Genomic DNA, 13,081 nt, shown 5'->3' with positions numbered 1-13,081 from the left:
ATGGAGACTTTCACCGCCAGCCTCGCCGAGAATACCGCCTGGATGGCCTGGACCTGGCAGACCGGGCTGTTCTTCGCCTGCATCGCCAGCCTGCTGACGGTGTTCACCCTGCTCGCCCTGTGGCGGCCGGAGCGGGCGCGGGTCGGCATATTGCGCATCCCCACCACGCGCGGCGACCGGCTGTTCATCACGCTGCTCGGCAGCGCCTTCATCAATCTCGCCTGGCTCGGCCTGGTGGGACCAGAACTCGGCTGGGCGCTCGCGCTCTGCCTTGTCTACGCACTGGCGGTGTTCCGCCTCGTGTGAATCGGCCCGAAGCGGCGGCAGGCCGTACGGGCTCCGGGAGTGAAACGGGAGGAAAGACCCATGTTGCAGTCATCGAGCCGAAAGCGGCTTCTGCTTGCCGCCAGCGCCGTGGCGCTGATCGCCCTCGCCGCGCCCGTCCGCGCGGACGAGGCGGCGGCGAAGAAGTGGATCGACGCGGAGTTCCAGCCTTCGACGCTGTCGAAGGAGGACCAGCTGAAGGAACTCCAGTGGTTCATCAAGGCGGCGGAGCCCTTCAAGGGCATGGAGATCAACGTCGTCTCCGAGACCATCACCACCCATGAATACGAGGCGAAGACGCTGGCCAAGGCGTTCTCAGAGATCACCGGCATCAAGCTCACCCACGACCTCATCCAGGAGGGCGACGTGGTGGAGAAGATCCAGACGCAGATGCAGTCGGGCAAGAACATCTACGATGCCTGGGTGAACGATTCGGACCTGATCGGCACGCATTTCCGCTACAAGCAGGCGGTGCCGCTGACCGACTGGATGGCCGGCGAGGGCAAGGACGTCACCTCGCCGACGCTGGACCTGCCCGACTTCATCGGCACCTCCTTCACCACCGCGCCGGACGGCAAGCTCTACCAGCTGCCCGACCAGCAGTTCGCCAACCTGTACTGGTTCCGCTACGACTGGTTCACCAACCCGGACTACAAGGCGAAGTTCAAGGCCAAGTACGGCTACGAGCTCGGCGTGCCGGTCAACTGGTCGGCCTATGAGGACATCGCCGAGTTCTTCTCCAACGACATCGGCACCATCGACGGCGTCAAGGTCTATGGCAACATGGACTACGGCAAGAAGGACCCCTCGCTGGGCTGGCGCTTCACCGACGCCTGGCTGTCCATGGCCGGCAATGGCGATCGCGGACTGCCCAACGGCAAGCCGGTCGACGAATGGGGCATCCGCATGGAGGGCTGCCGGCCGACCGGCTCCTCGGTGGAGCGCGGCGGCGACACCAACGGCCCGGCGGCGGTGTATTCGATCGTCAAATATATCGAGTGGCTGAAGAAATACACGCCGCCGCAGGCGCTGGGCATGACCTTCTCGGAGGCCGGGCCGGTGCCGGCGCAGGGCAACATCGCCCAGCAGATGTTCTGGTACACCGCCTTCACCGCCGACATGGTGAAGCCCGGCCTGCCGGTGATGAATGCCGACGGCACGCCGAAATGGCGCATGGCGCCTTCGCCGAAGGGAGCCTATTGGAAGGACGGCATGAAGCTCGGCTACCAGGACGTCGGCTCCTGGACGCTGCTGAAGTCGACGCCGGTGGAGCGCCGCAAGGCGGCTTGGCTCTACGCCCAGTTCGTCACCTCCAAGACGGTGTCGCTGAAGAAGAGCCATGTCGGCCTGACCTTCATCCGCGAGAGCGACATCTGGGCGCCGTCGATGACCGAGCGGGCGCCCAAGCTCGGCGGCCTGGTCGAGTTCTACCGCTCGCCGGCGCGGGTGCAGTGGTCGCCGACCGGCTCGAACGTGCCGGATTACCCGAAGCTGGCGCAGCTGTGGTGGCAGAACATCGGCGACGCCTCCTCCGGCGCCAAGACGCCGCAGGCGGCGATGGACTCACTCGCGGCGGCGCAGGAATCGGTGATGGAGCGTCTCGAGCGTTCCGGCGTGCAGGGCGAGTGCGGGCCGAAGCTCAACGCCAAGCACCCGATGGAGTATTGGGTGGAGCTGGCCAAGAAGGAGGGCAACCTCGCCCCGCAGCCCAAGCTCGCCAACGAGAAGCCGAAGGGCGAGACCGTCGACTACGACGCGCTGATCAAGTCCTGGCCGGCAACCCCGCCGAAGAAGTCGACCAACTGATCGACCGGACGGCCGGGTCAACCGGCCGCCGCCAAAGCGGATAGGAACCACCCGACACCCGGACGGACGCCGCAACGGCGCCCGTCCGGCCTGCCTTCTCGCCAGAAATGGATCGATACGGCTCCGCCACCATGGTGTTCGGCGCCGGGCCGATGTCCGGCCTGCGGGTGTGGATGATCTCGGCCAGAGCCGGCTTTCAGTATATTCGGGCGGTCATTCGCGACGTGGATCACGCATGAGCAGCTACATTCTCGCCATCGACCAGGGCACCACCTCCTCGCGCGCCATCCTGTTCCGGCCCGATACCGGCATCGCGGCGCAGGCGCAGCAGGAATTCCCGCAGCACTTTCCGGCCTCCGGCTGGGTGGAGCACGAGGCGCATGATCTGTGGGCCTCCACTCTCGCCACCTGCCGCGCCGCCATGGAGCAGGCCGGCGCCAGGGCGGCCGACATCGCCGCCATCGGCATCACCAACCAGCGCGAGACCACCGTGGTGTGGGACCGCAAGACCGGTGCCGCCATCTACCGCGCCATCGTCTGGCAGGACCGCCGCACCGCCGAGTTCTGCGCCCGGCTGAAGGCCGAAGGCCACGAGCCGATGGTGAGCGCCCGCACCGGGCTCATTCTCGATCCTTATTTTTCCGGCACCAAGATCGGCTGGATCCTCGACAACGTGCCCGGCGCGCGGGCGCGGGCGGAGCGCGGCGACCTCGCCTTCGGCACGGTGGATTCGTGGCTGCTCTGGCAGCTGACAGGCGGCACGGTGCACGCCACCGACGCCACCAACGCCGCGCGCACCCTGCTGTTCAACATCCACACCGGCGAATGGGACGAGGACCTGCTGGCGCTGCTGCGGGTGCCGCGCTCCATGCTGCCGGAGGTGAAGGACTCATCCGCCGATTTCGGCACCGCGCGGCCGGAACTGCTGGGTGGGGCGATCCGCATCTGCGGCATCGCCGGCGACCAGCAGGCCGCCACCGTCGGCCAGGCCTGTTTTCAGCCGGGCATGATCAAGTCGACCTATGGCACCGGCTGCTTCGCGCTGCTCAACACCGGCACGACGGCGGTGACCTCGAGGAACAAGCTGCTCACCACCATCGCCTATCAGCTGGACGGCAAGCGCACCTATGCGCTGGAGGGCTCGATCTTCGTCGCCGGCGCGGCGGTGCAGTGGCTGCGCGACGGGCTCGGCATCATCAAGGCCTCGGCCGAAAGCGAGGCGCTGGCCGAGGCAGCCGATCCCGCCCAGCAGGTCTATCTGGTGCCGGCCTTTGTCGGGCTCGGCGCGCCGCACTGGAACCCGGATGTGCGCGGCGCGCTGTTTGGGCTCACGCGGGGCACGGGGCGGGCGGAGATCGCCCTCGCGGCGCTGGAGAGCGTCTGCTACCAGACCGCCGACCTGCTCGACGCCATGCGCGCCGACTGGGCGCAGGCCGGCGGCAACGGCGCCAAGACGGTGCTGCGCGTCGATGGCGGCATGGTCGCCTCGAATTTCGCCATGCAGCGGCTGTCGGACCTCTTGGCCGCGCCGGTCGATCGCCCGGTGGTGCGGGAGACGACGGCATTGGGCGCCGCCTATCTCGCCGGCCTGCGCGCCGGCGTGCTGCCGAAGCCTGCGCGCTTCGCCGATCGCTGGCGGCTGGACCGGCGCTTCACGCCGACCATGGAGCCGGCCTTGCGCGAGGCCAAGCTCGCCGGCTGGCGCGACGTGGTGCGGCGCCTGACCATGCCGTGAGGGAAGCGGAGATGCCATCATCCATCATCGCGTAACGCCACAACGTCGCCGTCCCAGAAGCGATCCAGCTTATCCCACCAGCGCCTTGTCTCCAGGCCAAGCCACGGCTCGATGGTCGCGATCTGCCTGTCGTTGCCGCCAGAGAGGTTCTGCAGTGACTCCAGAAACCCGATCGTGGCGGCTTCCTTCACATAGTCGTCGCCTTCTGTGTGCCAGCACTCGACCACGGCGAAGATATCGCTGAATCTCACCGTATCACCGTCCTTGTGGCGTTCCAGTATGTGCTCGGCCAGAGAATGAAGCGCCAGATAGAGAGGGAAATCACCCTCTTCCTCCCACTCGGCGATGAATTCGTTCCAGCGCGGACGGAAAGACGGGTCCGCTGCAAGCAGCGGCTCAAACATCACCGAGCGAGTTATGAGGGGAGACGGCATGTTGCCACTCTCGTCCGGCTCGCTGAATGCCACAAGGCGGATGTTTTGCGTAGTCGCATTGGCGGCGCTGCGCGAGAGCAAGCCTGCCGACTGGCGCGACGTGGTGCGGCGGCTGACGATGACGTGAGGGGCGGACCCGACTCCGCAACACGGTCCTCATCCTGAGGCGCGCGCGCCCGGAAGGTCAACCTTCGAGGCTCGGCCTGCGGCCGGGCCCCTCAGGATGAGGGTGATCCAGGAGCTGTCCGCTTTTCTCCCTCTCCCCCTCGGGGAGAGGTAAAGAGTGACGCAGGCGCCCGGCCGCCTATTTCCCGCCGACCTGCCCGGCTTCCCAGCCGAGTATGGCGCGCTTGCGGGTGAGGCCCCAGTGATAGCCGGTGAGATCGCCGCTCTTGCCGAGCACGCGATGGCAGGGCACCACGAAGGACATCGGGTTCTTGCCCACCGCTGCGCCGATCGCCCGCGCGGCCTTCGGCCGGTCGATATGGCCGGCGATGGCGGAATAGGTGGTCGCCCGGCCCATGGGGATGCGCATGAGCGTCTCCCACACCCGCACCTCGAAATCGGTGCCGATGAACACAATGCGCAGCGGGTCGTCCGGCCGCCAGCAATCCTGGTTGAATATGCGGGCCGCATAGGGCGCGGTCGCCAGCGGGTCCTCGACATAGATGGCGTTGGGCCAGCGCCGGCGCATGTCGGCCAGCGCCTCGTCCTCGCCGCCCTCGTCGGCGAAGGCGAGGCCGCACAGGCCGCGCGGCGTCGCCATGGCGAGCGCCCGCCCGAACGGCGAGGGATGGAAGCCCCAGCGGATGATCAGCCCCGCCGCGCCGGTCTTCCACTCGCCGGGCGAGAGCGATTCATGCACCACGAACAGATCGTGCAGCCGGCCGGGGCCGGAGAAGCCGAGCTCATAGGCGGCTTCCAGCACATTGTCGGATTCGGCCAGCACCTGCCGGGCGGCGTCGAGCGTCACCGCCTGCAGGAAGGCCTTGGGGCTGAGGCCGCACCAGCGGCGGAACAGATCGGTGAGCGCGCGCGGCGTGACGCCGGCGGCACGGGCGATCTCCTCGACCTCGGGCTGGTCGCGGAAGCGGCGATTGACGAACTCGACGGCGCGACGGACGGTCTCATAGTCGTTCGCGGCGATTTCGAGCGGACGGGCATTCTCCAGAGTTGGCGCGAGCACGGCGGTGTCCTCCTGTTCTGCCCATCTGGACACACGCGCCGCAACGTGGCCACCCGATTTCGACGCGGTCTCGCTCACGGCTGCGATCGCACCACGCCGCGCTTGGCCTGCGCCAGTGCGCGGTCGAGCCCTTCAGCCAGTTCCTCGCGCTGCTGCGTGTGCAGGAAGCCGCCCACCACCACCGGGGCGCCGCGCGAGGTGAGGCTGAGGCGCTGCAGGCCGTAATCCTCATGGAACTCCTTGTCGAGCCGCGTCCACAACGGGTTCAGCCGCGCCTCGTCGGCGGCGCCGCGCGGATCGATCTTGCGCACCTCGATCAGGCTCGGCGTCACGGTGATCTCCTCGCGGGCGCGGGCGGAGCGGAAACTCATGCGGAAGGCGATGTAGAGGACGAGCACATCGAGCCCGAACACCCCGAACACCGGCCAGGCGCCCATCATCAGGAAGGCCGTGCCGCAGACGAGGCTCACCCCGGCGACCAGCAGCATCACCAGCCGGAAGCCGCGCTCATCCAGCGAGCGGTGCGGCGCGAGGCGGACCCGGAAGAGGGTCGGCTCTTCGCCCGTCGCCTCGGCTCCGGCGAAGGAGCCGGCGGTCCGGCCGTTGGCAAAGCTGTCGGTAAAGCCCTTGGCAGCGCTCATGGCTGGAGATTATAGCTCGCAAATGGTTCGCGACGACAAGAAATCCCCGCCCCGGAAATCCCCGCGCAAGCTGGCGCAGAAGGCGGCGGCGAAACCCGCCTCGCCGTCGGTTTCCTCTGCCGCCGGGCGGAAGCGTGCGGCGGCGCCAGTGGACGTGGCGCCGGCGACTCCCGAGGCCGGCAAGCGCCGCCGGGCGGTGGCGAATGCCGCCGCCGCGCTCGCCGGGCGCGACATCACGCCCTGGACGCCGGCGGAGGTTGCGCAAGCCTTTTCCCGCTTCGAGGCGGCCGATCCGGAGCCGAAGGGCGAGCTGGATTACGTCGATCCCTTCACCCTGCTGGTCGCGGTGGTGCTTTCGGCGCAGGCCACCGATGTCGGGGTGAACAAGGCGACACGCACCCTGTTCGCCGCCGCGCCGACGCCGCAGGCGATGATGGCGCTGGGCGAGGAGGGCGTCGCCGCCCATATCCGCACCCTCGGCCTCTATCGCGGCAAGGCGAGGAACGTCGTCGCGCTCTCCCGCCGTCTGGTGGAGGAGTTCGGCGGCGCGGTGCCGGCCGATCGCGCCATCCTCGAAACCCTGCCCGGCGTCGGCCGCAAGACCGCCAATGTGGTGCTCAACATCGCCTTCGGCCTGCCGACCATCGCCGTCGACACCCATCTGTTCCGCGTCGCCAACCGCACCGGGCTTTCCGCCGGCAGGAATCCGCTCGAGGTCGAGCTCGGGCTGGAGCGGGTGATCCCCGGCCGCTTCAAGCTGCACGCCCATCACTGGCTGATCCTGCACGGGCGCTATGTGTGCAAGGCGCGGGTGCCGGAATGCTGGCGCTGCCTGATCGCCGACCTGTGCCGCTGGCCGTCCAAGACGCCTGCCCCCGCGACTGCCCCCGCGCCTACGGCGTCCCCCGCCGCGTGAGCCGCTTGTGCAGCCGCACCATGAAGATGGTGGCAAAGACCGGGGTGGCGAGGTTGAGGATCGGGATCGACACCATCACCGCGATGACCAGCCCGCCGAGAAAAATGCTGATGCCGTAGCGCCGCCGCAGCTCGGCCGCCTCCTCCTCGCCGCGGAAGCGCATGGCGGCGAGCTGGAAATATTCGCGGCCGAGCAGATAGCCGTTGGCGATGTAGAACACCACGAGGTTGACGCCGGGCACCAGCAGCAGCGCCAGCGCGATCAGGTTCACCACCAGCATCACGCCGAAGAATTTCAGCGTCATCGCCAGCGAGCGGACGAAGGGCAGCGCCTGCCCGGGCGGATCGGCGGGGAAATCCTCCGTCTCCACCCGCTCGGCGACCTCGTCGAGGAACAGGCCGGCGACCAGCGAGGTCACCGGCGGCACCAGGAAGATGGCGCCGATGAAGATGCCGACCGCGGCGAGTATGTCGAGCGTCAGCTCGGCCCAGCCCCATTGCAGCGTCACGAAATAGGTCATCGCCCAATGCGCGCCGATGCCGAGCACGGCGAGCAGGCCGAGGGCGATGAGGACCGAGCGGATGAGCACCCGGCGATAGGCCGGGGAGAAGCTGCGCCCGAAGGCGGCGACGGCGTCCTGGAGCATGGCGTCTCGCACGTGAAGGGAGGCTGTACCTAGTGACGGGCGGCGCCGGTTCAAAGGGGGTGCGCGGCTTCCGCAGCGCCCGCGGTGCGATTTTTCGCTTGCCGAATCGTGATTGGCGAGTCGGGTCGCGATTCGTTCCCCCCGAACAAACCATGATTCCCTCCGGCGCCGGCCGGCGCGCTCTGACGGGGCGACGGCGCGTTCCGGCGGGTCGCCGCTCGTGCTAGCGTGACGGCCGTTGCCGGAGAGCCTTCGCCGCATGAACCGATTCCCTCGTCCCTCGCGCCGTGCGTTTCTCGCCGGCCTTTCCGCCGCGGCGCTGGCGACCCCGGCGCTGGCGCAGAATGCCGGCACCGGCGTCGATGTCGCGATCGTCGGCGCCGGTGCGGCCGGGATCGCGGCGGCGCGCAAGCTCGCGGCTGCCGGGCGCAGCTATGTGCTGCTGGAGGCAGCCCCGCGCGTCGGCGGACGGGCGCGCACCGATGCCGCTCTCGGACCGGCGGTCGATCTCGGGGCGGTGGCGTTCTCGCGGATGGACGGCACCCTGGCCGATGCCGCCGAGCAAGCCGGATTGCCGCTGAGCGCGGTTGCGGCATCGGCCCGGTTGTTCGTCGATGGACGCGAGGCGCCGGAGGGCGATTACGACGCCTTCGCCCTCGCCCTTGGCCGGGTGCGGCGCGATCTGCTCGCCGCCGCCGATGCCGGCAAGGACGGGCCGGCGGCGGCGCTGGTCGCCACGCGCGGGCCGTGGACGGCGAGCGTCGAGGCGATGCTCGGGCCGCTCGGCTGCGGGCAGGCGCTGGCGGCGGTGTCGACGCTCGATCTCGCCCGCCGCCTGCCGCCGCCGGACGATGTGACCTGCGCGCTCGGCGTCGGCACCCTGCTGGAACGGCTGGCCGCCTGGACCAATCTGCGCACCGACGCGCCGGTGACGCAGATCACCAATGCCGGGCGTTTCTACGCGCTGTCCCTGCGGGGGGAACGCAGCGTGATCCGGGCGCGCACGGTCATTCTCGCCGTGCCGGCGGCGGTGCTGGCGTCCGGCGCCATCCGTTTCAACCCGGTGTTGCCCGCCCGCCTCGCGCTCGCCCTGCGCAGCTGCCTGTCCGGGGCGATCGAGCAGGTGGCTTTCCTGTTGCCGGGCAACCCGCTGCGGCTCGCCGACAACGAGACCGTGCTGGCCCGGCTCGGCAATGGCCCACCGGCGCTGCTGCGCGGGCGCATCGGCGGCAGCGATGTGCACAGCCTGCGCTTCGGCGCGGCGGCGGCGCAGGCCTTCTCCGGCAAGGGAGAGGCGGTGGCGCGGGAGGCGGCGCAGGCCTTCATGCGCAGTGCCTTCGGCATTGGCGAGATCGGCAAGGCGGTGGTCTCGAACTGGAGCGCCGATCCGCTGATCCGCGGCGCCATGGCGGTGGCGGCGCCGGGGCAGGGCGCGCAGCGCAGCCTGTTCGCCGCGCCGCTGGGCCGCATCGTCTTCGCCGGCGAGTACACCACGCCGACCGGCTGGGGCACGCTCACCGGGGCCTGGAACTCCGGCGAGATCGCCGCCGAGCGCGCCATCCGCCTCACCGGCGGCCCGTCATAGCACGGAGGCTCCCTCTCCCCATAGACCGGTAGCTCCCTCTCTGCCAACATCGGATAGATCCGATGTTGGCAGAGAGGGATGGGGTGAGGGGTCTTCTTCACCCCGCAGCCGCATCGCCCCTCACCGACCCGCTGCGCGGGCCGCCTCTCCCCAATGGGGAGAGGATGAGACAGGCGACAATCTCGCAGGCGGCTCCGTCAGCCGCGCAGCGTCGCGCCGGTCTTCTTCGCCACCTCGGCGACGATGCGGCCGGCCACCGCCTCGATCTCGGCGTCGGTCAGCGTCTTCTCGCGCGGCTGCAGGGTGACGGACAGCGCCACCGACTTCTTGTCGGCGTCGATGCCGGCCGCTTTCAGATTCTCGCCTTCATAGACATCGAACACGTTGACCGCGGTGATCAGCTTGCGGTCGACGCCGGCCACCGCCTTGACGATGTCGCCGGCCGCCACCGACCGCGCCACCACGAAGGCGAAGTCGCGCTCCACCGGCTGGAAGGGCGAGAGGTCGAGCAGCGGCTTCACCTTCGTCGCCTTGGCCTTGGGTTCCGGGATCTTGTCGAGCACGATCTCGAAGCCGACCAGCGGCCCGTCGACGTCGAGCGCCTCCAGCAGTGCCGGGTGAAGCTCGCCGAAATGGCCGATGACATTGGCGCCGAGCCGGAAGCTGCCGGAGCGGCCGGGATGGAACCAGGACGGCGCATCCGTGGTGATCTGCAGATTGGCCACCGGCGCGCCGCAGGCGGCCAGCACGGCGAGCGCATCCGCCTTGGCGTCGAAGGCATCGACCGGCGCCGTCTTGCCCGACCAGTGGCGGCCGGCGCCTGAAGGCTTGGCGAAGGCGCGGCGCAGGCCGGTGGCGCAGATGAACTGGTCCTGCGGCCGGTCGCCCTTGAACACCTGCCCGACCTCGAATAGCGCGACGTCGCCATAGCCGCGGTCGGCATTGGCCTGCGCCGAGCGGATCAGGCCCGGCAGCAGGCTCGGGCGCATGTCGGAGAGGTCGGCGGCGATCGGGTTGGCGAGCGCCAGCGCCTCGCTGCCGCCGCCGAACAGCTCGGCCGAGGCCTTGGGCACGAAGGACCAGGTGACCGCCTCGACAAGCCCACGCGTGGCGAGCGACCGCTTGGCCTTGCGGGTGCGCAGCTGCAGCGTGGTGAGCACCGGTTGGCGGGCGGTTTCGTCGCGCGGGAACGGGGTCGCCGGCACCCGGTCGAGGCCGATGATGCGCACCACCTCCTCGACGAGATCGGCCTTGCCCTCGATGTCGCCGCGCCAGGAGGGCGGCATCACGTTCACCGTCTCCGCCGGGGCGGAGATCTTGAAGCCGAGCTTCTGCAGCACCTCGACCTGTTCGTGGTCGCTGGCGACGAGGCCGGCCAGCTTCTGGGTGAGCGTCAGCGGGAAGGCGATGCTGCGGGTGGTGTCCGGGATGGCGCCGGCCAGCACCACTTCGGACGGCTCGCCGCCGCAGAAATCGAGGATCAGTTTGGTCGCCAGCTCCAGCCCCGGCACGGTGAAGGCCGGATCGATGCCGCGCTCGAAGCGGAAGCGGGCGTCGGAGTTGATGCCGAGCTTGCGGCCGGTCTGGGCGATGTTGATCGGCTCCCACAGCGCCGATTCGACCAGCACGTCGACGGTCGCCTCGTCGCAGCCGGATTCCTCGCCGCCCATGATGCCGGCCAGCGATTCCACCGCCTTGTCATCGGCGATCACGCACATGGTGGCGTCGAGCGTGTAGGTCTTGCCGTCGAGCGCCAGCAGCGTCTCGCCATCGCGGGCGCGGCGGACGACCAGATCGCCATGCACCTTGCCGGCGTCGAAGACGTGGAGCGGCCGGTTCTGGTCGAAGGTGAGGAGGTTGGTCACATCGACCAGCGCATTGATCGGGCGCAGGCCGATGGCGCGCAGCTTCGCCTGCACCCAGTCGGGCGACGGGCCGTTCTTCACCCCGCGGATGAGGCGCAGAGCGAAGGCCGGGCAGGGAGCGTCGTCGGCGATCGTCACCTGCACCGGGCAGGGGAAGGCGCCGGGCACCGGGACGATCGCGTCGTCGATCAGCGTGCCCACCCCGGCGGCGGCGAGGTCGCGGGCGAGGCCGTGAATGCCGAGGCCGTCGGCGCGGTTCGGCGTCACCGCGATCTCGACCACCGGGTCGCCGGCGCCGATCCAGTCGACGTAAGTCGCGCCGACCGGGGCGTCGTCCGGCAGGTCGATGATGCCGTCATGGTCCTCGGAGAGCTGCAGCTCGGCGGCCGAGCACAGCATGCCCCGGCTCTCGACGCCGCGGATCGAGCCGATGCCGAGCGTTATGTCCTTGCCGGGAATATAGGTGCCGGGCGGCGAGAACACGCTCTTCATGCCGGTGCGGGCGTTCGGCGCGCCGCACACCACCTGCACCGGCTCGCCGTGCCCGGTATCGACCAGGCACACGCGCAGCTTGTCGGCGTTCGGGTGCTTCTCGGCGGAGATCACATAGGCGATGGTGAAGCCCTTGAGCCTGGCCGCCTTGTCCTCGACGCCCTCGACCTCGAAGCCGATGCGGTTGAGCGCGCCGGTGACGTCGTCGAGCGTGTAGCCGCCGGCAAGATGCTCGCGCAGCCAGGAGAGGGTGAATTTCATCGTATCTGCTCCTTGCGCGCGCTCAGTTCGACAGTCCGCCGGCCAGCGTCGGGAAATCGAGCGGGCGGAAGCCGTAATGGGAGAGCCAGCGGACATCGGCCTCGAAGAAGGCGCGCAAATCCGGCATGCCGTATTTCAGCATGGCGATGCGGTCGATGCCCATGCCCCAGGCGAAGCCCTGATACTCGTCCGGGTCGAGCCCGCAATTGCGGATGACGTTCGGATGCACCATGCCGCAGCCGAGGATCTCCAGCCAGTCGCTGCCCTCGCCGAAGCGGATCTCGCCGGGGCGCGAGCGGTCGCACTGGATGTCCACTTCCATCGACGGCTCGGTGAAGGGGAAGAAGGACGGCCGGAACCGCATCGTCACGTTCTCCACCTCGAAGAACGCCTTGCAGAACTCCTGCAGGATCCATTTCAGATGGCCGAGATGCGAGCCCTTGTCGATGACGAGGCCCTCCACCTGATGGAACATCGGCGTGTGGGTCTGGTCGCTGTCCGAGCGATAGGTGCGGCCGGGGCAGATGACGCGGATCGGCGGCTTGTTCGCCAGCATGGTGCGCACCTGCACCGGCGAGGTGTGGGTGCGCAGCACGAGGCGCGAGCCGTCTTCCTTCGTGGGCAGGTAGAAGGTGTCGTGCATCTCGCGCGCCGGATGTCCTTCGGGGAAGTTCAGCGCGGTGAAATTGTGGAAGTCGTCCTCGATGTCCGGCCCCTCGGCCACCGCGAAGCCCATATCGGCGAAAATGGCGGTGAGTTCGTCGATCACCTGGCTGATCGGGTGCACGCGCCCCGTTTCGGCCGGCGCCTCGCGCACCGGCAGGGTGACGTCGAGCCGCTCGGTCTCCAGCCGCTTCTCCAGCGCGGCGGCCTTCAGCGCGGTGCGGCGCTCAGCGAGCGCGGCGTTGAGGCGGTCGCGCAGGCCGTTAATGGCGGGGCCGGCGGTCTTGCGCTCCTCCGGGCTCATGCCGCCGAGGCTCTTGAGCAGTTCGGACACCGAGCCCTTCTTGCCGAGCGCGGCGACGCGTAGGGCTTCGAGGGCGGCCTCGTCGGCGGCAGCGGCGACGCCGGCATTGAGCTCGGCTTCGAGCGCGGCGAGATCGGGCAGGGCGGTGGACGCGGCGACGGACATGGCGGGTTCCTTGGGAGTTCCTCGGCGGTTCCTCGGAGGCGGCGGACGCGGCGCTTAT

12 protein-coding genes are annotated in these 13,081 nt (G+C 69.2%); 6 read left to right on the top strand and 6 right to left on the bottom strand.

The window, feature by feature from the left end; genetic code table 11:
- The 3 genes from J2X65_RS23050 (at position 1) to glpK (ending at position 3,865) form a co-directional block, all read left to right on the top strand.
- Positions 1-306: a DUF2160 domain-containing protein gene (locus J2X65_RS23050; RefSeq protein WP_310206483.1), complete on the top strand. Its 306-nt coding sequence runs from the start codon at positions 1-3 to the stop codon at positions 304-306.
- Positions 307-366: 60 nt separating this feature from the next.
- On the top strand, positions 367-2,130 hold the full coding sequence (locus tag J2X65_RS23045) for an ABC transporter substrate-binding protein (protein ID WP_310206480.1): 1,764 nt from the start codon (positions 367-369) through the stop codon (positions 2,128-2,130).
- A gap of 235 nt (positions 2,131-2,365) precedes the next feature.
- Entirely contained in the window at positions 2,366-3,865 is a 1,500-nt protein-coding gene (gene glpK / locus J2X65_RS23040; RefSeq protein ID WP_310206477.1) for a glycerol kinase GlpK, read from the top strand.
- 17 nt (positions 3,866-3,882) lie between these two features.
- Here glpK and J2X65_RS23035 read toward each other — a convergent pair whose 3' ends face one another.
- Positions 3,883-4,299 carry a hypothetical protein gene (locus J2X65_RS23035; RefSeq protein WP_310206473.1) on the bottom strand — a complete coding sequence of 139 codons (417 nt, stop codon included), beginning with the start codon at positions 4,297-4,299 and terminating at the stop codon, positions 3,883-3,885.
- Here J2X65_RS23035 and J2X65_RS23030 point away from each other — a divergent pair.
- Positions 4,298-4,426 (top strand): hypothetical protein, encoded by a 129-nt coding sequence (locus J2X65_RS23030; protein WP_310206470.1) that lies wholly within the window; start codon positions 4,298-4,300, stop codon positions 4,424-4,426. The two genes, J2X65_RS23035 and J2X65_RS23030, sit on opposite strands and share 2 nt — an antisense overlap.
- Positions 4,427-4,603: 177 nt before the next feature.
- On the opposite strand, the gene J2X65_RS23025 is transcribed toward J2X65_RS23030, so the two are convergent.
- A complete protein-coding gene (locus J2X65_RS23025) occupies positions 4,604-5,485 on the bottom strand; it encodes a bifunctional helix-turn-helix domain-containing protein/methylated-DNA--[protein]-cysteine S-methyltransferase (protein ID WP_310206468.1) in 882 nt (293 codons plus the stop codon).
- Between the two features lie 74 nt (positions 5,486-5,559).
- Positions 5,560-6,126: a DUF2244 domain-containing protein gene (locus J2X65_RS23020; RefSeq protein WP_310206465.1), complete on the bottom strand. Its 567-nt coding sequence runs from the start codon at positions 6,124-6,126 to the stop codon at positions 5,560-5,562.
- Between the two features lie 22 nt (positions 6,127-6,148).
- Here J2X65_RS23020 and nth point away from each other — a divergent pair, with 22 nt between their 5' ends.
- Positions 6,149-7,042, top strand: coding sequence for an endonuclease III (gene nth, locus J2X65_RS23015; RefSeq protein WP_310206462.1), 894 nt, complete (start codon positions 6,149-6,151; stop codon positions 7,040-7,042).
- Here the strand turns inward: nth and J2X65_RS23010 are convergent.
- Positions 7,020-7,688, bottom strand: coding sequence for a sulfate transporter family protein (locus tag J2X65_RS23010; RefSeq protein ID WP_310206460.1), 669 nt, complete (start codon positions 7,686-7,688; stop codon positions 7,020-7,022). The two genes, nth and J2X65_RS23010, sit on opposite strands and share 23 nt — an antisense overlap.
- Before the next feature lie 259 nt (positions 7,689-7,947).
- Here J2X65_RS23010 and J2X65_RS23005 point away from each other — a divergent pair, with 259 nt between their 5' ends.
- Complete coding sequence (locus J2X65_RS23005) at positions 7,948-9,273, top strand: FAD-dependent oxidoreductase (RefSeq protein WP_310206456.1); 1,326 nt, start codon at positions 7,948-7,950, stop codon at positions 9,271-9,273.
- A gap of 197 nt (positions 9,274-9,470) precedes the next feature.
- On the opposite strand, the gene pheT is transcribed toward J2X65_RS23005, so the two are convergent.
- Together pheT and pheS are read right to left on the bottom strand one after the other, a co-directional pair.
- Positions 9,471-11,891 (bottom strand): phenylalanine--tRNA ligase subunit beta, encoded by a 2,421-nt coding sequence (pheT, locus tag J2X65_RS23000; protein WP_310206453.1) that lies wholly within the window; start codon positions 11,889-11,891, stop codon positions 9,471-9,473.
- A gap of 22 nt (positions 11,892-11,913) precedes the next feature.
- Entirely contained in the window at positions 11,914-13,023 is a 1,110-nt protein-coding gene (pheS, locus tag J2X65_RS22995; RefSeq protein WP_404977786.1) for a phenylalanine--tRNA ligase subunit alpha, read from the bottom strand.
- Between the last annotated feature and the right edge of the window lie 58 nt (positions 13,024-13,081).

The sequence above is a fragment of the Ancylobacter sp. 3268 genome, assembly GCF_031456575.1.
Taxonomy (GTDB): Bacteria; Pseudomonadota; Alphaproteobacteria; order Rhizobiales; family Xanthobacteraceae; genus Ancylobacter.
This window is presented reverse-complemented; position numbering and strand designations above follow the sequence as displayed.

Excerpts from the sequence above, each read along its gene's own strand:
- J2X65_RS23010 (WP_310206460.1), bottom strand. The coding sequence starts at position 7,688 with ATGCTCCAGGACGCCGTCGCCGCCTTCGGGCGCAGCTTCTCCCCGGCC.
- J2X65_RS23050 (WP_310206483.1), top strand. The coding sequence starts at position 1 with ATGGAGACTTTCACCGCCAGCCTCGCCGAGAATACCGCCTGGATGGCC.
- glpK (WP_310206477.1), top strand. The coding sequence starts at position 2,366 with ATGAGCAGCTACATTCTCGCCATCGACCAGGGCACCACCTCCTCGCGC.
- pheS (WP_404977786.1), bottom strand. The coding sequence starts at position 13,023 with ATGTCCGTCGCCGCGTCCACCGCCCTGCCCGATCTCGCCGCGCTCGAA.
- J2X65_RS23030 (WP_310206470.1), top strand. The coding sequence starts at position 4,298 with ATGTTGCCACTCTCGTCCGGCTCGCTGAATGCCACAAGGCGGATGTTT.
- J2X65_RS23035 (WP_310206473.1), bottom strand. The coding sequence starts at position 4,299 with ATGCCGTCTCCCCTCATAACTCGCTCGGTGATGTTTGAGCCGCTGCTT.
- nth (WP_310206462.1), top strand. The coding sequence starts at position 6,149 with ATGGTTCGCGACGACAAGAAATCCCCGCCCCGGAAATCCCCGCGCAAG.
- J2X65_RS23005 (WP_310206456.1), top strand. The coding sequence starts at position 7,948 with ATGAACCGATTCCCTCGTCCCTCGCGCCGTGCGTTTCTCGCCGGCCTT.
- J2X65_RS23020 (WP_310206465.1), bottom strand. The coding sequence starts at position 6,126 with ATGAGCGCTGCCAAGGGCTTTACCGACAGCTTTGCCAACGGCCGGACC.
- pheT (WP_310206453.1), bottom strand. The coding sequence starts at position 11,891 with ATGAAATTCACCCTCTCCTGGCTGCGCGAGCATCTTGCCGGCGGCTAC.
- J2X65_RS23045 (WP_310206480.1), top strand. The coding sequence starts at position 367 with ATGTTGCAGTCATCGAGCCGAAAGCGGCTTCTGCTTGCCGCCAGCGCC.